Source organism: Actinomadura macra NBRC 14102, from assembly GCF_001552215.1.
Classification (GTDB): Bacteria; Actinomycetota; Actinomycetes; order Streptosporangiales; family Streptosporangiaceae; genus Spirillospora; species Spirillospora macra.
The window spans coordinates 26,255-50,653 of the sequence record NZ_BCQT01000023.1; the positions used below are offsets into that span (position 1 = coordinate 26,255).

The following is a 24,399-nucleotide window of genomic DNA, read 5'->3' on the forward strand; positions in this document are numbered from 1 at the left end:
TATGTAGACGCTTGTTTACTTGCAAATCGGGGGATACTGGACAGCGTTCAGCGACCGGGGGATCGGGGATGGGACTGCGATGACGGTGCAGGCCGGCGAGACGGTGCGGCCCAAGCGCGACCGGGAGGCGACCCGGCGGCGCATCCTGGACGCCGCCCGCGACCTGTTCGGCGAGCACGGCTACGCGGGCGTCACCGTCCGCATGATCGCCGCGGCGGCCGACGCGAACATGGCGCTGGTCAACCGGTACTTCGGTTCCAAAGCGGCGCTGTTCGGCGAGGTCCTGGAGGGCGAGTCCGCACTGCGCGGCGTCATCGCCGGTGATCCGGACGGGCTGCCCCGGCGGCTCGCCGAGCACTTCGTCCGGCAGATCGACCGGCGGCCGGTCAGCGCGATGACCCGGATGATCGACCGGTCCGCTGGCCACCCCGAGGTCAAGCAGATCCTGCTGCGGTACCTGGAGGACGTCATCGTCGAGCCGCTCGTCGCCCAGCTCGACGGCCCCGACGCCCGTGCCCGCGCCCTCCTCGCGTCCACGATCATCATGGGCGGCGGTCCCGTCCGGCGGCTGCTCGGCCTGAACGACCTGCGCGCCGCCGACCCCGCCGAGCTCACCGACCGCCTCACGCTGATGTTCACCGCCGCCCTCGCCCCCGCGGCGGGGCCGGGCGTGACGGCGACGGCCGTACACCGCGAGATGTAACGGCGAGACGCCGCGTACGGCACAGGGCGCAGCGGGGATCGGCACCGGGGCGGAGCGGCCCGCGCCGCACCGCGCATAGGCTGCTGCGCATGAGGGTGGGGGGCGCGGTCCGCGCACGGTGGGGCAGGACGAGCCGAGCCGCGCGCTGGACGGCCGCGGGCGCGGCGGTCGCGCTGGTGGGCGGCGGCGCTGCATGGGGGATCGGCGCGGACGGCGCGCCGCACGTCCGGACGTCCGACCAGCGCATCGCCGTCGTGGACGGGCCGAAGGACGACCAGCGCGTCACCCTCGACACGACGTTCTACGCGCCGGTGGGCCGTGCGAAGGGTCCGGCCATACTGCTGGGCCACGGCTTCGGCGGCGACAAGTACGGCGTTGCGAGCGAGGCGCGCGCGCTGGCCCGGGAAGGTTACGCGGTGCTGGCGTGGTCGGCACGCGGGTTCGGCCGCTCCACCGGCGAGATCGCCCTGAACTCCCCCGACTACGAGGTGAAGGACACCCGGCAGCTCATCGACTGGCTGGCCAAGCGTCCCGAAGTCCAGCTCGACGGGCCGGGCGACCCCCGGCTCGGCATGGCGGGCGAGTCGTACGGCGGCGCGATCGCCCTGATGACCGCCGCCTACGACGGGCGCGTGGACGCCATCGCGCCGCAGATCACCTGGAACGACCTCGCCGGCGCGCTGTTCCCCAACTCCACCGGCGGGGGCGCCGAGACGGGCGTCTTCAAGAAGCTGTGGGCCGGCCTGTTCTTCACCGACGGCGCCGGCAACTCCGCCTGCGGACGATTCCTGCCGTCATTGTGCGCGATGTACCAGAAGGTCGCCGAGTCCGGCCGTCCCACGCCGGACGCGATCGCGACGCTACGCAGGTCGAGCCCCGCGTCGGTCGCCGACCGGATCAAGGTGCCGGCGCTGCTCGTCCAGGGGCAGGCCGACTCGTTGTTCCCGCTCGACCAGGCCGACGCCAACGCCCGCGCCATCGCCCGCAACGGCGCGCCGGTCTCGGTGGTCTGGTACCAGGGCGGCCACGATGGCGGCGACCCCGAGACCGACCGCGTCCGGGGGCTGCTGCGCGACTTCTTCGGCACCCGGCTCAAGCACGACGCCCCCTCCGGGAACGAGACCAGGAACGGCTTCGCGGTGACGCGCGCGGGCGGGATCGACTCCTCCACCCAGGAGGTCGTGGTGGAGGAGGCGACGACCCGCGCGTACCCGGGGCTCGCCGCCGGTCCGCAGACCCTCCCCCTGGACGGGCACGAGCAGACGATCTTCAACCCCGCGGGCGGCTCCCCCGCGTCCATCTCCGCGCTGCCCGGCCTCGGCGCGCTCGGCGGCCTCGGTGACCTGGGCGCCGGCGCGCTCGGCGGCGGGCTGCCGGTCGACATGCCCGGTCAGTCCGCCCGCTTCGACACCCGGCCGCTGAAGCACCCGCTGCGGCTGACCGGCGCCGCCACCGTCCGGATCAAGGTGTCCGGGACGGGTGGCGCATCGGGAGGCAACGGCGCATCGGGAGGCAAGGACGTCGCGCTGTTCGCCAAGCTCTACGACGTCGCACCGGACGGCCAGGCCGCCCCCGCCCGCCGGATCGCCGCGCCCCTGCGGGTGAACGTGACCGGCGGGAGCGGCGGCGAGGCGACCGTGACGCTCCCGGCGATGGACTACCGCTTCGACCGCGGCCACCGGCTCCGGCTCGTCCTCGCCACCACCGACATGGGCTTCGCGACGCCACCCGAACCCGCCTCGTACAAGGTGGCCGTGCTGTCTGGGCTGACCGTCCCGACCGTCCCCTCGCTGGCCACGCAGCCCGCCCCGATCCCCGGCTGGGTCTGGGGCCTGCCGCTCGCCGCGCTCGTGGTCGCCGCCGGAATCCTCGTCCGCGGACGCCGGGCACGCGCCTCGCGGCCCACCCTGGTGGACGTCCCGCTGGAGATCACCGGGCTCACCAAGGCGTACAAGAACGGCCACCTCGCTGTCGCCGACCTGTCGTTCCGGGTGGAGAAGGGGCAAGTACTCGGCCTGCTCGGGCCTAACGGCGCGGGAAAGACGACCACGCTCCGGATGCTGATGGGCCTCATCCACCCCGACTCGGGCGAGATCCGCATCTTCGGGCACCGCGTCACGCCCGGGGCCCCCGTCCTGTCCCGTCTCGGTTCCTTCGTCGAGGGGCCGGGGTTTCTGCCGCACCTGTCCGGTCGCGACAACCTGGACCTCTACTGGCGCGCGACCGGCCGTCCACAGGACGAGGCCCACATGGACGAGGCGCTGCGGATCGCCGGGTTGGGCAGCGCGCTCGATCGCGCCGTCCGGACGTACTCGCAGGGCATGCGGCAACGCCTCGCCATAGCGCAGGCGATGCTCGGCCTGCCGGACCTCCTCGTCCTGGACGAGCCGACCAACGGCCTCGACCCGCCGCAGATCCGCGAGATGCGCGAGGTGCTCGTCCGGTACGCGGCGGCCGGGCGGACCGTCATCGTCTCCAGCCATCTGCTCGCCGAGGTCGAGCAGACCTGCACGCACGCGGTCGTGATGGCGGGCGGGCGCCGCGTCGCGGCCGGACCCGTCGCCGAGATCACCGGCTCCGGGCGCCGGCTGGAGGACGCGTTCCTGGAGATCATCGGTGAGGCCCCATGACCACGGGAGAAAGCACAGGAGAAGCCGTGACCACGACCGCCTCCGGGGCCGGCCACGGGCCCGGCTCCGCGTCGCCGGACGGCGCTGGGGGATCGCCGGGTTACCACGTGCGGCGGACACTGCCGTTGCGAGTGGAGGCCGTCCGCCAGTTCCGGCGCCGCCGCACCCTCGTCGCGTTCGGGATCCTGCTCGTCCTGCCGTGGGTGCTGGTCGGGGCGTTCAAGATCGGCGGCGATCCGGGGCCGGACGGGATCCCGAGCCTGGTCGACGTCGCCACCGCGAGCGCGCTGAACTTCGCCCTCTTCGCCCTGTTCGTCTCGACCGGTTTCCTGCTGGTCGTCGCCGTCGCCCTGTTCTGCGGCGACACCGTCGCGAGCGAGGCCGGCTGGTCGTCCCTGCGCTACCTGCTCGCCGCGCCCGTCCCCCGCGCCCGCCTGCTCCGCCAGAAGCTGATCGTCTCGCTGTCCTACGCGGTGGTGGCCGTCGTCAGCCTCCCGCTGATGGCGCTGGTCGCGGGGATCGTCGGGTTCGGCTGGGGCGACGTCGAGCTGCCGACCGGCGGGACCGTCCCGGTGGGCACGGCGCTCGGCCGGATGGCGATCATCATCGGCTACTCCCTCGTCGCCCAGTTCGTCGTCGCGGCGCTGGCGTTCCTGCTGTCAGTCACCACCGACTCTCCGCTCGGCGCGGTCGGCGGCGCCGTCGGCCTGGTCATCGTCAGCAACATCCTGGACGCGGTGACCGCGCTCGGGTCGTGGCGCGACTTCCTGCCCACCCACTGGATGTACTCCTGGATGGACGCACTCCAGCCCCAGATCCAGTGGACGGGCATGGCCAAGGGCGCCGCCATATCGCTTTCCTACGCAGCGGTCCTGTTCGCCCTGGCGTTTCGCCGCTTCCGAAATCGCGACATCGTGTCCTGACCGTACGGCCAGGTCACACCGTCCCGGGCCCAAAAATCGGTCGAACGGGCAGACGTTGTCACATAAGCTCGGCGAACCTGACGTGCGGTAGGCGCGTCCTACTAAGTGCATGCGACATCGGCTCGATCAACGGGTTAACACCCGGTCGGACGGGGGAGATGATCACCATGGCACGGCAGCAGCTCATCAAGCGCCCCAAGCCCCCACGTCAACCGAGCCCGCCTGACCTGAGGACGCCTTCGGGCCGCCTCCTGCCGTACTGAAGCTCCACACCACTGACTCAGCGACACCGTGACAGGGCCTCCCATTCGGGGGCCCTGTACCGTCTCCGGCCCCCGCCCATCGGCCACCGGCCTCTCCACGACATCACCAACCGGGGCAACCCGGTTCACCTCTACGGCCGGCGGCCCCCCGAGTAGGCTGACCGGGGAACTCCCCGTTTCGTCTGGAGACCTGGAGGAACATGCCCCGGGCGGACGCGCGGCGCAACCGCGCACTGCTGCTGGCCGCGGCCGGCGACGTCTTCGGCGAGCGGGGGCCCGACGCGCCACTCGACGAGATCGCGCGGCGGGCGGGGGTCGGCAACGCGACCATGTACCGGCACTTCCCCACCCGCCGCGACCTCCTCGTCGCCGTCTACGCCGGAGAGGTCACCGCCCTGACGAACGAGGGGCGGGACCTGCTCGCCACGGACCCGCCCGCCGACGCACTGTTCGCCTGGCTCCGGACGTTCATCGCCCACGTCGCGACCAAGACGGACTTGGCCCGCGCCATACCCCAGGACGAGCGCAGCGCCCTGTTCGACGACTGGCACACGGCGATGCACGAAACCGCGTCCGCTCTCCTCGCGCGCGCGCAGGACGCCGGAGAAGTACGTCCGGATCTGAACGAAACAGATCTCGTGACCCTGGCCAACGGGATCGCCCTGGCCGCGAAGGACGTCCCGCAGATCGACAGGCTCCTCCACCTCGTCCGGAAAGGCACGGACCTCTGAGAATCAGGAGGACGGCGGCGGCTGGACACCCCGCTGCGTCCAGGCGGCGAGCCGGTCGAACGCGGCGATGAAGTCGGACTGCATCGGCCGGACCAGCGTGGGGAACGCGGCATTGAACCCATCCGTGTGGGTTCCGCCAGTCACCCGGTAGTAGCGGTGCAACGACCCCCGGCCGGACTTCCGCACCATCTCGGCGTAGACGTCCCCGGTCTTGCTGATCGGCGCGAGCACGTCGAGAGTGCCGTGCACGCTGATGAGCGGACGTGCGATCCGTCCCGTCAGAGACACCCGTTGCACGGCGTCATGCACCGACCTGGGGCGAGACCCGTAGTCGTAGTCGGTATCGCATCCGGCACCGGTCCCCTCCGGACAGAACGGCGTGCCGCCTTCGGTCGCCCCGTCGTAGGACGGGTCGAGTTCCTCGCGGGTGATCCGTTGCAGGAAGTCCCACAAGGTCTTGTAGTGAGGGCCCCACAACGGTTCGGAACCGGCCGGGTACCCCGCCGCGAGCATCTCCTCATGGGCGCCCGCCTTACCGGCCACGTACCGGGGATAGGCGCGCAACGCCGGCGGCAAAGTGGTCAGCAGGTTCGGCCCCTTGGCTGTGAACAGGAGCGCGTTCCAGTCGACTCCGCCGGTGTAGAGCCCGGGGTAGCGTTCGAGCTGCCCCCGGACGATGTATCCCCCGGCGGACAGGCCCGCCGCGTAGGTGTAGCGCGGCGCGTGGCCGTACCGCTGTGCCGCGACCCTTTTGGCAGCAACTGTCAGTTGCGCTAGGCGCGTATGCCACTCCTGGATCGCGTCCCCCGGCCGACGGCCGTCCTTGTAGGGGGCGGGACCGGTGTTTCCCTTGTCGGTCGCCGCGAAGGCGTATCCCCTGGCCAGGACATGGTCACCGATGATGCGGTCGTTCGCGTACTGCTCGCGCACACCCGGCGGGGCACTGACGACGAGCCCACCGTTCCACTTCCGTGGAAGCCGGATGACGAACTGGGCATCGTGGTTCCACCCATGAGTCGGGTTGGTGGCGGACGTGTCAGCGAAGTAGCCGTCGATCTGGATCCCTGGGACGCCCGACGGATTGACGGTCTTCGGAGCCTCCAACCCAGCCCAGTCGGTGGGATCGGTGTGGCCGCTAGGCACCGTCCCAGCCGTGGTCAGATCGTCCAAGCAGAACGCAACGGAGCGCTCCGCGCCCGGGACGCGCAGACTCCGCTCCCCACATCCCGTATCGGCCACGGCCGCGGCCGGGCTCAGAGTGGACGCGAGCAGAGCCGAGACAAGCACGGCGGATCGCAACGCCATGGTGAACTCCTTCTGTAGGAACACCACGCAACGTAGGAAGCGCCGCCTATGGCGGATAAGTGGGAGATGGCCAGACCCGTGCCGGCCGATGGGCACATGACCATCCGCCACATTTATGCCAGCGCGTGGTCGGGGACGTCCTGGCAGTCGTAGCCTTCACCCATGGTGATGACGCGCCCGGTGCCCTGGGTGTCACCCTTGCTCTGCCTGGCAGTGCTCCTTGGCGGCGTGTACTACGCCGTCATAGAGGCGGGCGCTTCACTGCGTACGGCGGGCTTCGCCGCGACCCTGCTGCTCCTGGTGGGACTGGACGTCCTCGACAGGCGCCTCCCACCGATCGTCCTGCTCGCGGCCCGGATCGCGCTCTACGTCGCGGTCAACGCACTCGACGTCTCCGGGGTCGCACGCGTGCTGTTCGTGCTCGTCCCCTTCACCGCGTACTTCGCCTTCGGCCGCCGAACCTCCATCGCCCTGGGCGCCGCCTGCGTCGCGTCCCTCATCACCGCGTTCACCCTCCGCGTCGAGGACTGGCAGACCCGCTCGGAGTACATCTCCGACGTCGTGATGTTCACCCTCGGTATCGTCCTGTCCATCACCATGGCCGCCGTCGCCGTCCGCGAGCGCGAAGCCCGCATCCGGCTGGAGGGGACGATGCGCGACGTCGAGGCGCTGTCCGCCGCGCAGGAGCGCAACCGCCTCGCCCGCGAGATCCACGACAGCCTCGGCCACCACCTCACCGCGATCGGCATCCAGTTGGAGAAGGCGGAAACGTTCGCCGAACTCGACCCCGCCTCCGCCCAGGACGCGCTCTCCAACGCCCGCTGGTCGGCCGACCGCGCCCTCACCGAGGTACGCCAGTCCGTGCGCGCGCTTGGACGGCGCCCCTTCCGCCTTACCGAAGCACTGAACGAGCTGATCGACCACCTGCACAACGACAGCCTCGCCATAAGCCTTGACGTGACCGGTGAGGAAAGGGGCCGTCCCTTGGCGCCCCTCACAGCCGTCTATCGCACCGCCCAGGAAGCACTGACGAACGCCTGCCGCCACTCGGACGCGACCCAGATCCGCCTCCACCTGTCCTACGAGGACACTGGCGCGAGCCTGGTCGTCACCGACGACGGCCGCGGGTTCGACCTCCGCGAAGGGTTCGGCCTCCGCGGAATGCGCGAACGCATAGCCAATATCGGTGGCCGCCTGGAACTCGCCAGCGCACCCGGCCAGACCACCGTCTCGGTCACGGTGCCTTGGTGAATCCCGTCCGCGTCTTGGTCGTCGACGATCAGGAACTCGTCCGTGAGGGCATCGCGTCCCTCCTCAGCGTCCAGCCCGGGATCGAGGTCATCGGCACCGCCGCCGACGGCGCGGAGGCCGTCGCCGCCCTGTCCGCCGAGGTGCCGGCCGACGTCGTCCTGATGGACGTGCGCATGCCCGGCATGAACGGCGTCGCCGCCACCGCCGAGATCCGCCGTCGCGCCCCGTCCTGCAAGGTCGTGATGCTCACCACCTTCGACGACGACGAGTACGTCGTCCAGGCGCTGCGCGCGGGCGCGACCGGCTACCTGCTCAAGAACCTCCCCGCCGCCGAACTCGCCGCGGCCGTCCGCCTGGCCTGCTCCGGCGTCGCGCAACTGGACTCCACGATCACGCGCCGGCTCGCCACCGCGCTCCCCGATCCCGCCGCGCTCACCCCCCGCGAGACCGACGTCCTGCGGCTCATCGCCGCCGGTGCGACCAACAAGGAGATCGCCACCCGCCTCTACCTCAGCGAAGGGACCGTCAAGAACCACATCTCACGCATCCTGCAACGCCTGAACCTCCGCGACCGAACCCAAGCCGCCCTCTACGCACGAGACCAGGGGCTCCTCTAGCTCCCCTGCCGACACCCCGCACCCATCGAACGTTCTCTTTCGTGTGCCCGAAAACCATCGTCAGCATCTCTCAAAAGGAGACATGATGGAAAAGCAGTGAAGGCAAGCCAGACCCACCGCCGGATCGCCTTCGACACGGCGGGATATATCGCCGAGTACGCCGCTGCCGCTGTCAAGAAGAGGATTCCGGGCAGCGAGAAGCTGACCGACGCCCAGCGCGAGCAACTTTTGACTCTGCTGGCGGAGTTCGGCCAACTGAACAAGACAGACCACACCTACACGGGCTCCGTCCGCGCAGGTCTAGCGAAACCCCTCAGCGTCACCCAGATGGCCGAGAAGGTCGATCCGCTGCGCCTCACCGACCTCTTGCAGGGCGAATTCTGGGACGGGCCGTCGGCGAACTGGCCGCCCGCGGGGTGTGGGCCATCGGCGTCGACCTGGACCCCGCCATGATCGAGGTCGCCGCCGAGCGCTGGCCCACGGGCGAGTTCCACGTCGCCGACGCCACCGCGCTGCCCCTCGACGACGGCTCGGTCACCGGCTACCGCGCCGACAAGATCCTGCACGCCCTCCCCGAACCCGAACGAGCAGTCACCGAGGCTCGCCGCGTCCTCGCCAAGAACGGCCGCGCGGCGCCACCGGAACCCGCGCCGATTGAGGACGCCCGCGGCCACGGCTCGCCGTCGCCCTGGTGGACGCCAACGAAACCCGAGTAAGCCGCCAAACCGCGCGCCAAATCCTCGACCTGTCGTCCAACTCCACTAGCGACCGCACAACCCAGCGAGCGCGCGTCGTCCTCACGAAGCTTGACCCGTACCGAGACATCTTCGAGTACGCGAGGCCCTCGCCCCGCGTGCCGCCTGACGAGGCAGGGTCGGCTCTACACCGACCGAGCCACACCATCGCTTTTTCGGGCGATGAGGTCTGCCGACGTTCGATGTCTGCTTCACAGCCGCCTACTCGGAGGCGAACTCCAGGTCAGCCGAATGGCCCGTTCTTCAATCGATCTCGTATGTAGGTGACGACATGTTTCTCGCAGGCCCCCATGTTCGAGCCCGCCCGGTCAGTCACCGTGAACTCGGGCTTCTCCTTGCAGGAATCACCACCCCACGCGCACCGACCTTGGGCGCTCTTGGTGCCCGGGGTGAAGTCACCCAATTCCCAGAGCTTGATCTCTAACGACGCCATCACGTGCCTCCGTCCCTCGGCACCGCCAGCCTATTGTCCGTGAGATGCGCCGTCTCCGATGCCGATACAACAGCGTGCTAACACCGACGCCAGGTGAAACCGATGGACGTTCGCTCGGCGAGGCGCTCGCCTTCTCCGCCGGGCTTTCACCCGACCCGAACTACTTCTCCTCTGCATCCATGCCCCGGTGCTTGCCGCTCGGCAGGGCTACGCAAACCGGGCGACTGAGTCTCGTACCGCCCGGTCTGGCTCAGCGGAGGACCTGATGAGCCGAAACGATGAACTCGGCATACCCTGCGTCGTTGACCGAACGGTGGTCGATGGCCACTCGGACCCGGTCCCCGGGGAGATCGCGCTCAAGGAGGACCGCGTCCAAGTACACCGGGACCGGGAACTCGACATCAGGGCCTGGCTCGTCATCGGATAACGATGTCGGACCTCATTCCGAGGGGGTTACGCCGACGGAACAGGACAGGCCCGTACGCCGAGGTCAGGGCCAGCCGAATCATATGGCAACTACCTTGACGGACTTCCCCCAAAGGGTCGTCATGTCATCCTCATCGGAGGTCACGAGGACGACGGGCTTCGGAGCCTGGAGCGCCGTGGAAGCGACGACCGCGTCGATCGCGTACCTGTGCCCGTGCAGCCGGCGAGCGCGAAGAAGGTCGATGGCGGCCATACCGATTTCTTCGGTGAGCGGTTCGATGCGGAGTCTGGACAGATACCAGCGAAGCCTATCCGGCTCGGTCCGGACGTCCTGGGCTTCGATCGGGGTGAGCGCACTGATCATCACGCGGAAGTCGTTGTCCTGAGCTTCGCGGACCAGAGCCGTGACGCGTTGGTCAGCCCGGCACCACTTGGCCAGACCTTCGCAGTCAAGGACGAGCGCGCCCGCCAGTCGCTACAAGGACGGGGGGCTCGCGCCGGGCAACCTCCCCGCCCGAAGGGGCGCCGGGGGGACGACCCTTGGACGGGGCTCGCACGCTCGTCCCGGTTGCAGCCCCGAGCGTGTGAGCTTTGGTACGGGCCCCGGGAGGGTGCGGTCACCGCGACGCATCCCCGCCCGGGGCCCGCCTGCCCGCCCGGAAGGGACCCACCACTTCGGCACGGGCGCTTTGACGCGGGCCGCGGGGGGAGGGGCAACACCCCGGGGCCCGCCGCTCACGCGCGAACGTCTCGACTCGTTCGGCGTGAGCCGTCTGGGCGGGCCCCGAGAAGAGAGCCACCCCGGCCGCTCCGGGGCCCGCCGCCCGCACCGAACGGCCCGGAACAGGACCGACGATGTGCGGGCTTCTGTCCGCGTGGTGAGTACGCCGAGCTAGGGCGGCTCTGTCACGCGGAGTCACGCGGACGACTTGGGGGGCTACCCGTCCGGCCCGCCCGGCCCATCCTGGATGAGCGCGCGGGCCGCCCGGACGAAGTCCGAATGCCACGCATCGCCAGTCCCGTGCACCTGGTAGGCGAGTTGGTGAGCCTCGTCCCGGATCTGGGTGACCGTTCCCGGGAGGTATCCGGCCTCCTCCAGCAGGGACCGCACGTGCCCAGAGACCTCGTTGAGGGCCACACCGAACGCTTCTGACGCAGGCGGTGCTCCCGAACGTCACACTTCGCTTGGTCCCGCTCGACGCAGGCCCCCATCCTGGACTTGTAGGCAGCTTCTACCTGTCCAGCACGCCAGAGAGAGAAGTCGGGTATGTCGAGACTCCCGCGCGTGGGAGACTTGTGACCGAAACCGACGACCTACGCAGACTCACAGTCGCGTTTGATCGCGCCAGCGGGCACGCACTCTCGGCAGAAGCGACCCGCGAGAGACTCCAAGAGATGATCGAGGAACACAACAGTGATCCAGTGGAGGAAGTCCAGCCGTAGCGCCGACTCCGGGCAGACAGACTGTGTCGAGTTGGCACGCCTGACTCTCGCGATTGGCGTGCGGGACAGCAAAGACCCCCACGGCCCCGCGCTCGCGCTGCCCCCGGAGCCGTTCCGGGCACTCGTCCGCGACGTCAAGGCCGGTAACCACGACATGCCCTAACCGGCGGACGGCGCTAGCCCCGATCACCTCGTGTGGTCGGGGCTTCGTGCTGTCTGGCTAGGAGGTTCCTTCCAGTTGAGCGTGCGCGCGGGTAGCCCGGCTACGCCCAGCCGTTCTGCCAGGTCAGCCCTACTCCGCCCTGGCGACGCCCACGGGGCAGCTCAGGCCAGTGCCGCCGATGCCGCAAATCCGTTCGGGACCTTGTGGAGGTACTGCTGGTGGCAGCCGTCAGCGCACATGAGTCGCGGCTGGGGGTCGGGTTATACGGCTACGACCTTGATGCTCTTTCCGCAGAGGGTCGTCATGTCGTCCTCGTCGGAGGTCAACAGTACGACGGGTTTGGGAGCCTGGAGCGCAGTCGAAGCGACGACCGCGTCGATCGCGTATTTGTGCCCGTGAAGGCGGTGAGCGCGAAGGAGGTCGACGGCTGCCAGGCTGATCTCTTCGGTGACCGGTTCGATGCGGAGCCTGGACAGGTACCAACGGAGCCTGTCCGACTTGGTCCGGACGTCCTGGGCTTCGATCGGAGTGAGCGCACTGGTCACCACGCGGAAGTCGTTGTCCTGGGCTTCGCGGACCAGAGCGGTGACGCGTTGATCGGCCCCGCACCACTTGACCAGACCCTCGCAGTCGAGGACGAGCGTTCCCGCACTCAGCCTGCTTCGTGTCCGGCCCACTCGGCGCCCTCCTGCAACTCGGGTGCCGCCTTGACCGCACGGAAGAGATCTGCGGCCTCGTCGCGAAGCGCCAGCGGGATCGGCCCCGAGGCGTTCTCATTGGCCTGTATTGCCTCTTCGAGCAGGTCCCGCTCTATCTGACGCTCAACGGCGGCGTCGACGTAGGCGGAGAAGCCGCGGGTTCCCACCCGTTCGCGGACAGCACGGATGTTTCCTGCTCTCAATGAGACGCTTGCCTTCACCGCCGGGCCTTCACCCAGCCCGAACTCCTTCTCCTCCGCAGCCATGCCCGCAGTTTACTACCTCAAGTAGCAAAACTTCAGTCGTTGTCGCTACTCGGCGGGGGCGACGCCTACGGGGCAGGAGAGGCCCGTGCCGCCTATGCCGCAGTAGCCGTTCGGGTTCTTGTTGGCTGAGAGGTACTGCTGGTGGTAGTCCTCGGCGTAGTAGAAGGTCGCGGCCGGGGTCAGGTCGGTGGTGATGGGGCCGTGGCCGGCGGCGGTGAGGACGGGCTGGTAGGCGGCCCGGGAGGCTTCGGCGGCGCGCTGTTGGGCCTCGGTCCGGTAGAAGATCGCGGAGCGGTACTGGGTGCCGACGTCGTTGCCCTGGCGCATGCCCTGGGTGGGGTCGTGCGACTCCCAGAAGACGCGGAGAAGGGCCTCGTAGGAGACCTTGGACGGGTCATAGACGACGCGGACGGTCTCCGTGTGGCCGGTGAGGCCGCTGCATACTTCTTCGTAGGTGGGGTTCGGGGTGTAGCCGCCCTCGTAGCCGACGGACGTGGAGACGACGCCCGGGACCTCCCAGAACTTGCGTTCGGCGCCCCAGAAGCAGCCGAGCGCGAACTCGGCGATCTCGGTGCCGTCGGGGAAGGGCGGGGCGAGAGGGGCGTCCAGGATCTCGTGGCGGGGCGGTACCGGGATGGGCTCCTCCCGTCCGGGGAGGGCCTTCTCCGGGGCGACCATGTGGGTCTTCGCAAAGCCGAACATGGATTCAGGTTAGCTCGCTAGCGGCGTCATGAGTGTGAATGATTTTGGGTGATTACAGCCTGCTAGGGTGCCGGTTGTGAAGCGTGGTGTGCTGTATGGGGTTGGAGCGTACGGTCTGTGGGGGTTGTTCCCGCTCTACTGGCCACTGCTCAAGCCGGCGGGCGCGGTGGAGATCCTGGTCCACCGGATCATGTGGTCGCTGGTCGCGGTGGCCGCGGTGCTCGCGGCCGGGCGGAACTGGAGCCGGCTCCGGGCGGTCACGGGCCGGCAGGCCGGGCTGCTGGCGCTGGCCGCGGTGATGATCACCATCAACTGGGGCACCTTCATCTACGCGGTCAACAGCGGGCACACCATCGAGGGGGCGCTGGGGTACTTCATCAACCCCCTGATCAGCGTGGTGTTCGGTGTGATCATCTTCCGGGAGCGACTCCGGTTCTGGCAGTGGGCCGCGGTGGGGCTGGGCGCGGCGGCGGTCGTGGTGCTGACCATCGACTATGGGCGGCTGCCCTGGATCGCGCTGGTCCTGGCCTGCTCGTTCGGGACCTATGGGCTGCTCAAGAAGTTCGCGAACACGCCTTCGGCGGAGAGCCTGAGCATCGAGACGGCCGTGATGTTCCTGCCCGCGCTCGCGGTCGCGGTGGGCCTGCAGATGCGCAGGGACGCGGCCTTCGGCCATCACGGCATCGGGCATGCGGCGCTCGTGGCCGCCGCGGGGCTCGTGACGGCGGTGCCGCTGATGCTCTTCAACTCGGCCGCGATCCGGTTGCCCCTGAGCATGATCGGTGTGCTCCAGTACATGACGCCCCTCCTGCAGTTCCTCATCGGCCTGCTGATCCAGGACGAGCAGATGCCCGCGAGCCGCTGGGTGGGGTTCCTCCTGGTATGGCTCGCGCTCATCACGCTGACATGGGACGGGCTGCGCGCCGCACGGCGGGCACGGCCGACCCTGGAACCGGTGCCCGAGGCCGTCCACTAGCCCTGGAGCAAGGGCCCGAGAAGCACTAGAGTGCCGGAAGCCACTTCCCCCCGGCCTAGGAGCCACTGTTGCGCCTGCTCAGCGTCACCGTGTTGGGAACCGCACTCGTCACGGCGGGGCTCGCGGCACCGGCGGCGGGACAGGCGACGGCGACCGGGCGCGGAAAGATCACGGTGGAGCCGGGTGCGGCACGTCCCGGCCAGCGGGTGGAATTGACCGTTCCCGGCTGCCCCCACCCGCGTGAGGCGGTCTCCGCGGCGTTCACCAAGCGGGTTCCTCTGGACGGCGACGGGCGCGGCACAGCGACCGTCAGGCGCGAGGCCAAGCCGGACATGTACACCATCCAGGCCCGCTGCGGCGCCCGCAAGGTGACCAGCAGATTCAAGGTCTCCAACGGCCTCGCCTGGCCCGCCATCCTCCCCACCGACCTCACCCGCGCGGACGATCTGTAGGACGCTGCGAGCCGGTGCGGTGATGGCGAAGGGCTACCCGAAACCGGCGGTATCCGGTGAGCGCAGTGCGTCTTTTGTCGGTCCACTACCTACAGACGAGCGTCATCCAAGAAATTCGAACATATATTCGATAACAGGGTGTCATGTCCGGCAAATTCCATCTGCCGCGCCGCCAGATAGGTCCGTCCGCGACAGTGGGGCGCATCCGCGCCGTTTGTCAGAGATCATTCGACTTACCTGACTCATCACTTGTCAGTGATGGAGAACGCGCGCAAAACGTCACATTTGCCACTCTCTGTACCCTTGATCCCCTTTATTGATCATGTGATACTTCCATCGAATCACCCAGAACATCCCAATCGAACCAAGTGCCTGTCCTCAACCCCTGTTGCTTCTATCACCTCACTCCGACCTGATCATGAAAGGCGTGGCGACCCGATCGTCGCCCCCGGCGAATCCTCTGGAATGCGGACAACTTCCCATGAGGGCAGGTAGTCATGACCGTCGACCTCACCGAGCCAGTCAGGAAACCCGGAATAATTCCATTCTCCGTTGGGTTCCCTGGACTTCTGCGAGATCCCCTCCGGGCGTTCGAAGAGATCGGGCGAGCCTCGAACGGGGAGATCAGCAGGGTGAACCTGGGCGTCACCCGCCCCTACCTCGTGACCCGTCCCTCGCATGTCCAGCACGTCCTGCGCGACCATGCAGCGAACTACCCTCGCGAGGGCATGATGTGGAAGCCGCTCACTCGGCTGGTCGGCGGGATCGCCGCCGAAGGCCCGGAATGGGCCCTCAACCGGGGAATCTTCCAAAGGCTCCTGTCGGGACCCAATATCGCCTCAGTCTTCGATGAGATGGTGCGGACGATCACCGAGGGCGTTGATCTCCTCGAAGCCCGCATTAATCCGGGGCAGCCTATGGACGCCCTCGCCGAGATGACCCGCATCGTCCAGCGCGCCATCATTCGCGTCTTCTTCGGCAACAGGATCTCACTCTCCGAAGCGGACCATCTGGGCTCCGCGATCAGGACCGCTACAAGGTCGATCGGCTTCCGGATGTTGCTGCCGTTCGTTCCCCTCTCCGTCCCACTCCCCGGCGACCGGGCGTTCCAGCGTTCGGTCCGGGCCGTGGACGAGGTCATCCTTCCGCTGGTCCGTGAGGCACGGCGAGGGGAGGTGGCGGAACGAGACATCGTCTCGATGCTGATCGAAACGCGGGACGAGCAGGGTCGCGGTCTGGACGACCAGCAGGTCCGCGACGGCGTGGTGGCGATGTTCACGGCGGGGACGGAGACGACCGCGACCGCCCTCACATGGCTGTGGGTGGTATTGAACGCGCATCCGGAGGTGGCTAGCCGGCTCTACGCCGAGATCGACACCGTGTTCGGACGGGCCCGGCCGGATCGCGACCGCCTGCAGGGGCTCCGCTACACCAAGATGGTCATCCAAGAACTCCTGCGCGTGTACTCCGTCGGCTGGATCGTTCCGCGCACCTCCGTCGCCGAAGATGTCATCGACGGCGTCCGGATCAAGGGCGGCAGCACCGTACTCATCAGCCCCTACCTCACCCATCGACTCGACGACGTCTGGCCGCATCCGGAAGTCTTCGATCCCGACCGTTTCTCGGTCGCCCGGTCGAAGAAGCGTCACAGGTTCGCCTACATGGCATTCGGGGCCGGCGCCCACCACTGCGTGGGGAACCTCTTCTTCACCGTCGAGGCTCAGCTGATCACGGCGATCCTGCTGCAGCGGTTCCGTCCGGTCATCCAGAGCAAGAACCCGATCGAGCCCCAGGTGCGGCTCACCTTGATCCCCCGCGAGCGGGTCGAGATCGTTCTTGAGCCCGTAGGTCCGCGGTGACCACAGGAGCGGAGGCAGATGGGGAACTTCAGAGGGCAACTCAGGCGGGTCTGACCGCCGCTTTGGCCGTGGATTGCCAGCGCGACCTGCAGGAGTGGGCGGCGGCGTATCCCGCACTCTTTCCAAGCCGACCCTTCGACGCCCGTCTCTTCAGCTCGGTCGCGCTGGCGAACGCGTTCGGGGTCCCTGGGGAGACCTCAGAGCGGCTGCGCGTCGCCACGCGCGCTTCGCTGTGGGTCTTCGCCGCCGATTGGGTCGTGGACTACACCGCCAAGACCTACGACGAGGTCGAGGCCGTCGTCCGTGAATGCATGGCCGTCGTGCGGCCGCGGCCCCCCGGCGAGATCGCAGACCCCGTGCAGAACGGCACCTCCACAGTGGTTCTCGAACTGGCGCGCTGCCTCGCCGACATTCAGACCGACCTCGCCGCCGTAGCGAGTTGCGACAGCCACTGGGGGATGTGGCGAGACCAGGTGCGGCGCTACCTGGCCGCCGTGGCGCAGGAGTGGGAATGGAAGGCCGCTCATGCCCGCCGCGAACAGGACGGCGTCACGCCCGAGCTCACCTTCGAGCGATACCTGGCCAACGCCGACAACTTCGGATCTTCACTCGTCAACATCGCTCACTGGATCTTCACTTGTGAACCGGCCGCCCTCAGGCACCTCGAGGACCTATGGAAGGTAAGCGAGCAGGTGCAGCGTGTCCTGCGCCTGCTCAACGATCTCGCGTCATACGAGCGCGACCTCACCTGGGGCGATCTGAACGCCCTCATGCTCGGAGTGGATCGTGCCGCCGTGACCGCCCGTATCGCCGTCCTGGTCGACGAATGCCACGAGATGCTGCGTCCGCTACGCGTGACGTGCCCTGCCGAAGCCGTCTATCTGGAACGGCAGATCGGCTACAGCACCGGCTTCTACGGGACCACCGACTACTGGGGCTCACTGTGAGATTCGATCACCCGGGGGTCGGCGCCTCCTCGTCCGCTCGTCCCGACGCCTCGGCCGACGAACTGGTCAGGAGCCTCACCCGCGAGCCCTGGGGGCAGGTCTCACCGTCGGTCTACGAAACCGCGCGGCTCGTCGCCCTCTCGCCCTGGCTGATGGGACACGCCAGGCGGGTGAAGTACCTCCTCGGCACCCAGCGCCCCGACGGCGGGTGGGGCGGTCCGGGCGGGTACGCGCTCGTCCCGACGCTGAGCGCTACCGACGCGCTTCTCGCCGACCTGCGGCGCCCGCCGAACGGGACCGATCACCCGGTCCTGGCGCGAGCCGCCGACCGAGCACTGCGGATGCTGTCCCGGTTGTTGCCTGGCCTCGATGAGGCGAACCTCCCGGACATGCCCGCCGTGGACATCATCGCCGCCTCGCTGACCGACTCGATCGACGATCGACTGCGCGCCCTGCGGCTGTCGCCCCCACCCGGTGTCCGGCACTGGCCCCATCGGGCGGTAGCGCCTCTACCAGCCGCTTTCGACCGCAAGCGACTGAAATCCGTGCTGTGTGCCCTGGAGACGAGGACACCTCTTCCTGAGAAGCTCTTCCACGCGCTTGAGGTAGCGGGTCACGCCGCGTCCCACGCGGTCGGTGTGCCGCTCACCTCGACGGGCACGGTCGGTGCCTCTCCGGCGGCCACAGCCGCGTGGCTCGGCGAGAGCGGGCATCACGATCCCGACAGCCCGGCGCGCCGGTTCCTGGAGGCGGTCGCGCGCGGGAATGACGACCTGGTGCCCTGCGGAGTCCCGATCACGATGTTCGAGCGCTCGTGGGTGATCGGCATCCTGCTGCGGGCCGGCCTGTCCCCGAGCATCCCCCCTGAGTTGACGGCGAACCTCGTGTCGGGCATCGGCGCGGAGGGGATCGCCGCCGCTTCCGGCCTTCCGGCCGACGCGGACACGACCGCGGTCTCGCTTTACTCACTGGCCTTGCTCGGCGTCAAGCGAACGCCCGATGTCCTGTTGCGATACGAGACGGAAACGCATTTCTGCACCTGGCCCGGCGAGGACGGTCATTCGACCAGTGTCAACGCGCATGTCCTCGACGCATTCGGCCAATACCTCAAGGACACGGGACGGCAGGCGTCCACTCATCGAGACGGCTCTGTTCAGCGCTTTTCTGGGATTGTGAGAAAGCTCTCATCGTGGCTGTGCGAGCAACAGCACAGCGATGGCGGCTGGCGCGATCGGTGGCACGCATCGCCCTATTACGCGACGGCATGTTGCGCACTAGCGCTCTCCGACTTCGGGGTCGGCGACGCCAGGACCGCCGTGACCAGGGCGATTGGCTGGGTGCTGGCGACCCAGCGACCAGACGGCTCGTGGGGCCTGTGGGAAGGCACCGCCGAGGAGACGGCTTACGCGCTACAGATCCTGTTGCTGGTCCGGCCACGGTACGATCCCGCGATCGAACGAGCGGTCGCGGATGGCTATGATCATCTTCTTCGCGCCGCCCCGAACACGGAGCGTCCGGCGCTGTGGCATGACAAGGACCTCTACCTGCCAAAGGCAGTGGTAGAGGCCGGAATCCTCGCTGCGCTACATCTCGGTCGGCGCACGGCCTGACCGGCTGTACCACCGATTCCTCTCTGCCACCAAAAGCCTCATAGTTGCCAAAACTGGGACATCACACCTGTTGTCGGCTTTCACCTTGAGGCGATATGGCACCGTTGCTAAAGTTCTGCCTGGCTCGGAACACTGGCCTGTTTCGGCCTGGCAGGCCCCCGCCGAGCCGGGCCTTTTGATCCCCGGCCCCCGGGGACGCCTGGGCGGCTTTCTATTTTCTTGGGCAGGTAAAATGCGCTTGCGCAATTCGCGCGTGCGGGCCAAGGTCACGGCGCTACTGCTGTCGCTCGTAGCACTCTGGGGATTCGCCGCGTGGGTGACCCTCCGCGAAGGCCTCGACCTGCTCACGGTCAGCACTCTCGACGCGCAAACCGGCCGGCCCGGCTCCGACCTGATCACCGCTCTCCAGGAGGAACGCAGGGCGACGATGGTGTACCTGGGCCGCCCCAGCCTCCAGCAACGCAGCGCGCTGCAAACTCAGCGAGCACACACCGACAAGGTCGCGAACAAATTCAGCCGGCTCGCGGGCAGCGACGACACCAAGGACGCGGCGAGCGACAGCGGCTGGAAGTGGACCAAGGAGACGCTCACGCGGCTGGACGGCCTCGCCGCCGCCCGTCGCGCCATCGACACCGGAGCGAGCCGCGGCCAGGCCGCGCAGACGTTCAACGGCATCATCGACTCCACATTTCGGATCTTCGGTTCGAGTGCCGCCCTGAACGACGAGGACCTCGCGAAAGACAGCCGCACCCTCATCTCCCTGACCAGAGCCAGGGAGATCCTCTCCCGGGAGGACGCTCTGCTGGCAGGCGCGCTGACCGCGGGACGCTTCAACGGCGGCGAGTCCGTCGAGTTCACCCAGCTCGTCGGCACGCAGCGGTTCCTGTTCGACGAGGCGGTCTCCGACTTGCCGGACGCGGACCGCAACGCCTACGAGAGGTTCCGCGCCGGCGCCGCCTCCACCCGGCTCCGTTTCCTCGAAGACCGGGTGATCCAGCGGTCGCGTACCACGATCAAGGCCCCCATCACGGCGGATGAATGGAGGTCGGCAGCTCAGCCGGTCATCGCGGGGCACGAGCGGCTCGTACTCGACAGTGGCGACGGTCTCCTCGAACGCGCCACACCGGTCGCGATCGGTGTGGTCGTCCGGCTGGCGCTGGCCGGCGGGCTGGGCCTCCTCGCGGTCGTGGCGTCCGTCATCCTGTCGATCACGACAGCGCGGGCGCTTGTGCGGCAATTGGAACGATTGCGGCAGGCGGCGTGGGAGCTGGCCGAACAGCGGTTGCCGGGGGTCGTCGATCGGCTCGGGCATGGGGAGGATGTGGACGTCTCGGTGGAGGCGCCGCCGCTGGAGTTCGGCCGCGACGAGATCGGGCAGGTGGGACGGGCGTTCAACGCCGTCCAGGAGACCGCGATCCGCACCGCCGTCGAGCAGGCCGAGCTGCGCCGCGGCATCCGGGACGTCCTGCTGAGCCTGGCGCGGCGGACGCAGACGCTCGTGCACCGGCAGCTCACCATGCTCGACACCATGGAGCGCCGCCGCGACATCGAGGTCAAGGACCTGGAGGAGCTGTTCCGGCTCGACCACCTCGCGACCCGTATGCGGCGCAACGCGGAGAACCTGATCGTGCTCTCCGGTTCGCTGCCCGCCCGTGGATGGCGCAACGCGGTGCCGATGGTCGACGTCATCCGCGCCGCGGTCGGCGAGGTCGAGGACTACACCCGGGTCGCCGTCCTGCCGCTGGGACAGTACGAGCTGGCCGGACGGGCGGTCGGCGACGTCACGCACCTGCTGGCCGAGCTGATCGAGAACGCGGTGTCGTTCTCGCCGCCCGACACCGTGGTGCAGGTCAGCGGTCACCTCGTCGCGAGCGGGTTCGCCATCGACATCGAGGACCGCGGGCTCGGCATGACCGAGGAGAAGCTCACCGAGATCAACGAGCGGATCGCGGACCCGCCGGAGTTCAACCTGCAGAGCTCGGTGCAGCTCGGCCTCTACGTGGTCAGCAAGCTCGCCGAGCGGTACGGGCTCCAGGTGTCGCTGAAGCGGTCCGCCTACGGCGGCACCACCGCGGTCGTGGTCATCCCCAAGGAGTTCGTGGTCGAGGAGGGGCCGGTGCCCGTCGGCGCGGGTGCCACCACGCGGAACGGGCTAGAGGTGCGGCAGCCGGCGGCGGTCGGCGGCGGCGCGGGCCACGCGACCGGGACGCTCACGATGACCGCCCAGCCGTCGGGGCCGGCGCTGGTGGCCGTGCCGCCGCCCGCGCCCGAGCCGTCCGGCCGGGGAGATGACGATGGCGATGAGACCTTCCTGCCCGACCGGCAGGACGATGACCCCGAACGCGGGAGGCGCTCCCACGACGACTCCGCCCCGCGCGACCAATCGAGGACGACCGGCAAGCACCGGCTGGTCGAACCGGCTGACACCGGCGAAATACCGGCGGTCGGGGCGTTGGACGGGGGGCATCCCGAAATCACCGAGCCGGAGGACCAGTCACCCGTGCCCGAGATCTCCACCACCCCGTCCGGCCTGCCCGTCCGGGTGCCGCAGGCGAATCTCGCCGAGCCCCTGCGCACCGACGAGCCCGTCGTCGCCGAGCAACCGGACGAGGACGACGACCCCGGCCGTCCGCCCGAGGAGATCAAGCGGATCATGGGCTCGTACCAGCGCGGCTCTCGGCGTGGCCGCACCGACGCGGCTGAGGTCATCGGCGATCAAGCAGCGGAAGGCGAGGAAGACCAGTGATGCAGAAGGCGGGTCCTTCATCCGATCTGGGCTGGTTGCTGGACGATCTGGTCCATCGGCTGCCGCACGCCCGCAGCGCGGTCGTGCTATCGGCGGACGGGCTCTTGATGGCGTCCTCGAAGGGTGTGACGCAGGACGACGGCGAGCACCTGGCGGCGGTGGCGGCCGGCATCCAGAGCCTGGCCAAGGGCGCCGGGACGCGTTTTGGCGGCGGTCCGGTCCGGCAGACGATCGTCGAGATGCAGTCGGCGTTCATGCTGGTGACGGTCGCCGGGAAGGGCGCCTGCCTGGCGGTGCTGGCCGGGGAGGACGCCGATGTGGGCCTGATCGCCTACGAGATGGCCATGCTCGTCACCGCGATGGGGCACCACCTGACATCCCCGTCCCGCACGGAGGCCGCCGCGGAGGGACGGACCTGATGATCCCCCCCGAGGACCCCCCGCAGGAGCACTGGCCGGAGGAACCGGTACCGCGCCCGCCCGCCCCGGACCACCGGTGGCTCGACGAGCAGGCCGGGCCGATGGTGCGGCCCTACGTGATGACGAGCGGACGGATCGAGCCGACCCGCGGCAAGTTCGACCTCATCACGCTCGTGGTGGCGGACGGGCCCGAACCCGAGGGCGCGATCGGGCTCGGCCCCGAGCATCTGGCGATCCTCCGGCTGTGCCAGTCCGTCCTGTCGGTGGCCGAGCTCACCGGCCATCTCGACCTTCCCGTCGCGACCGTACGGGTGTTGCTGGGCGACCTGCTCGACAAGGGGTTCGTCTCGATGCAGGAACCCGAACCAGAGGCGGACATGCACGACATCAGGCTCTACAAGGCGGTGATCGATGGTCTCCGGGCCCTCTAGGCATGACGTGCGCGCCCGCCGGCTCCCCACCGCGGTCAAGATCGTGATCGCGGGCGGTTTCGGTGTCGGCAAGACCACCATGGTCGGCACGGTCTCCGAGACGCAACCCCTGCGCACCGAGGAACTCCTCACCGACGAGAGCATCGGCGTCGACGACGTCTCGGGGGTCGAGCGCAAGAAGACGACGACCGTCGCGATGGACTTCGGCCGCATCACGATGCGCGACGAGTACGTCCTGTACCTGTTCGGTACCCCCGGGCAGGAGCGCTTCTGGTTCATGTGGGACGAGGTGGCCCTCGGCTCCCTCGGCGCGGTCGTCCTCGCCGACACCCGCCGGCTGTCCGACTGCTTCCCGTCGGTCGACTACTTCGAGCGCCGCGACACCCCGTTCATCGTGGCCGTCAACTGTTTCGAGGGTGCCCGCCAATACGACCTGGACGAGATCCAGCTCGCCCTCAACCTCGGTCCCAAGGTTCCGGTCATGCTCTGCGACGCGCGCAGCATGGACTCGTGCAAGCAGGTCCTCATCGACCTCGTCCTGCACGCCATGAAAGCCCGCGGCCTGACCCAGGAACCCCTCAAGGCGTAAACGCGTCAGGGGGGTGTGTGCGCTTGGACGCACACACCCCCCTGACGAACGTTCGCTTTCTCAACCCGTCCTTGACACCACGTAGTCGCAGAGGCCGGTGAAGGCCGAGCGCGCGGGGATGTCGGGGAGGGTGAGCAGTTCGGCTCGGGCGCCTTCGGCCCACTGGCGCAGGTCGGCGCGGGCCCGGGCCATGGCGGGGTGGGCGCGCAGGAGGGCGAGGGCCTCGGCGTGCAGGGCGTCGTCGGAGAGGTCCTGGACGAGCAGCTCGCGAAGGCGCGCGTCGTCGGGGCCGGAACCGGCGCCGGCGAGGACGTGGTGCATGGGGAGCGTGCGGATGCCCTCGCGCAGGTCGGTCCCGGGGGTCTTGCCGGACTGCTCGGCCTCGGAGTCGATGTCGAGGATGTCGTCCGACAGCTGGAACGCGATGCCGATCTTCTCGCAGGCGGAGGTGATCGTGTCGACGACCTGCGCGGGCGCGCCGGACAGCAGGGCGCCGAACTGGCCGGAGACGGCGATCAGTGAGCCGGTCTTGTCGGCGAGGACCCGCAGGTAGTGCTTGAGGTCGTCGCTGCCCTCGGCGGGGCCGACCGTCTCCTGGATCTGGCCGCGGACGAGGCGGGCGAACGCGCGGGCCTGGATGCGGACGGCGTCGGGACCGAGGTCGGCGAGCAGGTCCGAGGCGCGGGCGAACAGGTAGTCGCCGGTGAGGATGGCGACGGTGTTGGTCCAGCGGGAGTTGGCCGACTCCTGGCCGCGGCGGACGGTCGCCTCGTCCATCACATCGTCGTGGTAGAGCGTCCCGAGGTGGGTCAGCTCGACCACCACCGCGGCCGGGACGACGCCGGCCGCGGCGGGGTCGCCGAAGTGGGAGGCGAGCAGCACCAGCATCGGGCGGAATCGCTTGCCGCCCGCGACGACCAGGTGCTTCGACGCCTCGGTGAGCAGCGGGTCCTCGCCGTGGACGGACTCCAGGAGAAGCGCCTCGACGGCGGCGAGGCGCTCCTTGGCGTCGGCTGCGAGGGTCGCGTCGAGGTGAAGACCGAACAGGCCGCTCTCCTGTG

General features: G+C 68.9%; 27 protein-coding genes and 1 pseudogene. 20 read left to right on the forward strand and 8 right to left on the reverse strand.

Features of this window, described 5'->3' with window-relative positions:
• The first annotated feature begins 79 nt into the window (after positions 1–79).
• The 4 genes from AMA02S_RS33370 to AMA02S_RS33385 all read left to right on the forward strand — a co-directional run bounded on the left by AMA02S_RS33370 (position 80) and on the right by AMA02S_RS33385 (position 5,250).
• Positions 80–703, forward strand: a complete 624-nt coding sequence (locus tag AMA02S_RS33370) for a TetR/AcrR family transcriptional regulator (RefSeq protein ID WP_067466728.1) — start codon at positions 80–82, stop codon at positions 701–703.
• Between the two features lie 89 nt (positions 704–792).
• Positions 793–3,333, forward strand: a complete 2,541-nt coding sequence (locus AMA02S_RS33375) for an alpha/beta fold hydrolase (RefSeq protein ID WP_067466731.1) — start codon at positions 793–795, stop codon at positions 3,331–3,333.
• Positions 3,334–3,359: 26 nt separating this feature from the next.
• Positions 3,360–4,256, forward strand: a complete 897-nt coding sequence (locus AMA02S_RS33380) for an ABC transporter permease (protein WP_245667938.1) — start codon at positions 3,360–3,362, stop codon at positions 4,254–4,256.
• A gap of 463 nt (positions 4,257–4,719) precedes the next feature.
• A complete protein-coding gene (locus AMA02S_RS33385) occupies positions 4,720–5,250 on the forward strand; it encodes a TetR/AcrR family transcriptional regulator (RefSeq protein ID WP_067466734.1) in 531 nt (176 codons plus the stop codon).
• A gap of 3 nt (positions 5,251–5,253) precedes the next feature.
• On the opposite strand, the gene AMA02S_RS33390 is transcribed toward AMA02S_RS33385, so the two are convergent.
• A complete protein-coding gene (locus tag AMA02S_RS33390; RefSeq protein ID WP_157431000.1) occupies positions 5,254–6,555 on the reverse strand; it encodes a tannase/feruloyl esterase family alpha/beta hydrolase in 1,302 nt (433 codons plus the stop codon).
• Positions 6,556–6,717: 162 nt separating this feature from the next.
• Here AMA02S_RS33390 and AMA02S_RS33395 point away from each other — a divergent pair, with 162 nt between their 5' ends.
• From AMA02S_RS33395 to AMA02S_RS42415, 5 genes are all read left to right on the forward strand, one after another.
• A complete protein-coding gene (locus tag AMA02S_RS33395) occupies positions 6,718–7,806 on the forward strand; it encodes a sensor histidine kinase (RefSeq protein WP_218005205.1) in 1,089 nt (362 codons plus the stop codon).
• Positions 7,803–8,423, forward strand: coding sequence for a response regulator (locus AMA02S_RS33400; protein ID WP_067466737.1), 621 nt, complete (start codon positions 7,803–7,805; stop codon positions 8,421–8,423). Before AMA02S_RS33395 ends, AMA02S_RS33400 begins: the two co-directional genes overlap by 4 nt.
• 96 nt (positions 8,424–8,519) lie before the next feature.
• On the forward strand, positions 8,520–8,876 hold the full coding sequence (locus AMA02S_RS33405) for a hypothetical protein (RefSeq protein ID WP_067466740.1): 357 nt from the start codon (positions 8,520–8,522) through the stop codon (positions 8,874–8,876).
• Positions 8,840–9,139, forward strand: coding sequence for a methyltransferase domain-containing protein (locus tag AMA02S_RS33410; RefSeq protein WP_218005206.1), 300 nt, complete (start codon positions 8,840–8,842; stop codon positions 9,137–9,139). The genes AMA02S_RS33405 and AMA02S_RS33410 overlap by 37 nt, the downstream gene beginning before the upstream one ends.
• Positions 9,140–9,876: 737 nt before the next feature.
• A complete protein-coding gene (locus AMA02S_RS42415; RefSeq protein WP_157431001.1) occupies positions 9,877–10,038 on the forward strand; it encodes a hypothetical protein in 162 nt (53 codons plus the stop codon).
• Between the two features lie 78 nt (positions 10,039–10,116).
• On the opposite strand, the gene AMA02S_RS33415 is transcribed toward AMA02S_RS42415, so the two are convergent.
• Both AMA02S_RS33415 and AMA02S_RS33420 read right to left on the reverse strand, forming a co-directional pair.
• Positions 10,117–10,404 carry a PIN domain-containing protein gene (locus tag AMA02S_RS33415; protein ID WP_245667939.1) on the reverse strand — a complete coding sequence of 96 codons (288 nt, stop codon included), beginning with the start codon at positions 10,402–10,404 and terminating at the stop codon, positions 10,117–10,119.
• 570 nt (positions 10,405–10,974) lie between these two features.
• Positions 10,975–11,175, reverse strand: coding sequence for a hypothetical protein (locus AMA02S_RS33420; RefSeq protein ID WP_067466746.1), 201 nt, complete (start codon positions 11,173–11,175; stop codon positions 10,975–10,977).
• Positions 11,176–11,186: 11 nt separating this feature from the next.
• Between AMA02S_RS33420 and AMA02S_RS45195 the strand changes: the two genes are divergently transcribed.
• Positions 11,187–11,480, forward strand: a complete 294-nt coding sequence (locus AMA02S_RS45195; RefSeq protein ID WP_369688425.1) for a Scr1 family TA system antitoxin-like transcriptional regulator — start codon at positions 11,187–11,189, stop codon at positions 11,478–11,480.
• Entirely contained in the window at positions 11,452–11,643 is a 192-nt protein-coding gene (locus AMA02S_RS33425) for a DUF397 domain-containing protein (protein WP_067466749.1), read from the forward strand. The genes AMA02S_RS45195 and AMA02S_RS33425 overlap by 29 nt, the downstream gene beginning before the upstream one ends.
• 129 nt (positions 11,644–11,772) lie before the next feature.
• On the opposite strand, the pseudogene AMA02S_RS45320 reads toward AMA02S_RS33425, so the two are convergent.
• The 4 genes and pseudogenes from AMA02S_RS45320 to msrA form a co-directional block, all read right to left on the reverse strand.
• A pseudogene (locus AMA02S_RS45320) lies at positions 11,773–11,876 on the reverse strand (peptide-methionine (S)-S-oxide reductase MsrA); the annotation flags it as partial.
• 27 nt (positions 11,877–11,903) lie between these two features.
• Complete coding sequence (locus tag AMA02S_RS33430; RefSeq protein ID WP_067466752.1) at positions 11,904–12,320, reverse strand: PIN domain-containing protein; 417 nt, start codon at positions 12,318–12,320, stop codon at positions 11,904–11,906.
• Positions 12,296–12,607 carry a hypothetical protein gene (locus AMA02S_RS33435; RefSeq protein ID WP_067466755.1) on the reverse strand — a complete coding sequence of 104 codons (312 nt, stop codon included), beginning with the start codon at positions 12,605–12,607 and terminating at the stop codon, positions 12,296–12,298. Before AMA02S_RS33435 ends, AMA02S_RS33430 begins: the two co-directional genes overlap by 25 nt.
• Before the next feature lie 45 nt (positions 12,608–12,652).
• Positions 12,653–13,309, reverse strand: coding sequence for a peptide-methionine (S)-S-oxide reductase MsrA (gene msrA, locus AMA02S_RS33440; protein WP_067466758.1), 657 nt, complete (start codon positions 13,307–13,309; stop codon positions 12,653–12,655).
• Positions 13,310–13,376: 67 nt separating this feature from the next.
• Between msrA and rarD the strand changes: the two genes are divergently transcribed.
• The 9 genes from rarD (at position 13,377) to AMA02S_RS33485 (ending at position 23,338) form a co-directional block, all read left to right on the forward strand.
• Complete coding sequence (rarD, locus tag AMA02S_RS33445; RefSeq protein WP_067466761.1) at positions 13,377–14,285, forward strand: EamA family transporter RarD; 909 nt, start codon at positions 13,377–13,379, stop codon at positions 14,283–14,285.
• A 68-nt stretch (positions 14,286–14,353) separates the two neighbouring features.
• The gene (locus AMA02S_RS33450) at positions 14,354–14,737 is read left to right on the forward strand and encodes a hypothetical protein (protein ID WP_067466763.1); all 384 of its coding nucleotides are present in this window, start codon (positions 14,354–14,356) and stop codon (positions 14,735–14,737) included.
• 497 nt (positions 14,738–15,234) lie between these two features.
• Positions 15,235–16,596 carry a cytochrome P450 gene (locus AMA02S_RS33455; RefSeq protein WP_084265877.1) on the forward strand — a complete coding sequence of 454 codons (1,362 nt, stop codon included), beginning with the start codon at positions 15,235–15,237 and terminating at the stop codon, positions 16,594–16,596.
• Positions 16,597–16,664: 68 nt separating this feature from the next.
• Entirely contained in the window at positions 16,665–17,543 is an 879-nt protein-coding gene (locus tag AMA02S_RS44425; RefSeq protein WP_245667940.1) for a terpene synthase family protein, read from the forward strand.
• A gap of 170 nt (positions 17,544–17,713) precedes the next feature.
• Complete coding sequence (locus AMA02S_RS33465) at positions 17,714–19,153, forward strand: prenyltransferase/squalene oxidase repeat-containing protein (protein ID WP_169806944.1); 1,440 nt, start codon at positions 17,714–17,716, stop codon at positions 19,151–19,153.
• Between the two features lie 232 nt (positions 19,154–19,385).
• On the forward strand, positions 19,386–21,899 hold the full coding sequence (locus tag AMA02S_RS33470; RefSeq protein ID WP_067466766.1) for a sensor histidine kinase: 2,514 nt from the start codon (positions 19,386–19,388) through the stop codon (positions 21,897–21,899).
• Positions 21,899–22,318: a roadblock/LC7 domain-containing protein gene (locus AMA02S_RS33475; RefSeq protein ID WP_157431016.1), complete on the forward strand. Its 420-nt coding sequence runs from the start codon at positions 21,899–21,901 to the stop codon at positions 22,316–22,318. Before AMA02S_RS33470 ends, AMA02S_RS33475 begins: the two co-directional genes overlap by 1 nt.
• Positions 22,318–22,749: a DUF742 domain-containing protein gene (locus tag AMA02S_RS33480; RefSeq protein ID WP_084265880.1), complete on the forward strand. Its 432-nt coding sequence runs from the start codon at positions 22,318–22,320 to the stop codon at positions 22,747–22,749. The genes AMA02S_RS33475 and AMA02S_RS33480 overlap by 1 nt, the downstream gene beginning before the upstream one ends.
• A complete protein-coding gene (locus tag AMA02S_RS33485) occupies positions 22,730–23,338 on the forward strand; it encodes a GTP-binding protein (RefSeq protein ID WP_067466773.1) in 609 nt (202 codons plus the stop codon). The genes AMA02S_RS33480 and AMA02S_RS33485 overlap by 20 nt, the downstream gene beginning before the upstream one ends.
• 60 nt (positions 23,339–23,398) lie before the next feature.
• Here AMA02S_RS33485 and AMA02S_RS33490 read toward each other — a convergent pair whose 3' ends face one another.
• On the reverse strand, positions 23,399–24,385 hold the full coding sequence (locus tag AMA02S_RS33490) for a polyprenyl synthetase family protein (protein ID WP_067467187.1): 987 nt from the start codon (positions 24,383–24,385) through the stop codon (positions 23,399–23,401).
• Positions 24,386–24,399: the final 14 nt, after the last annotated feature.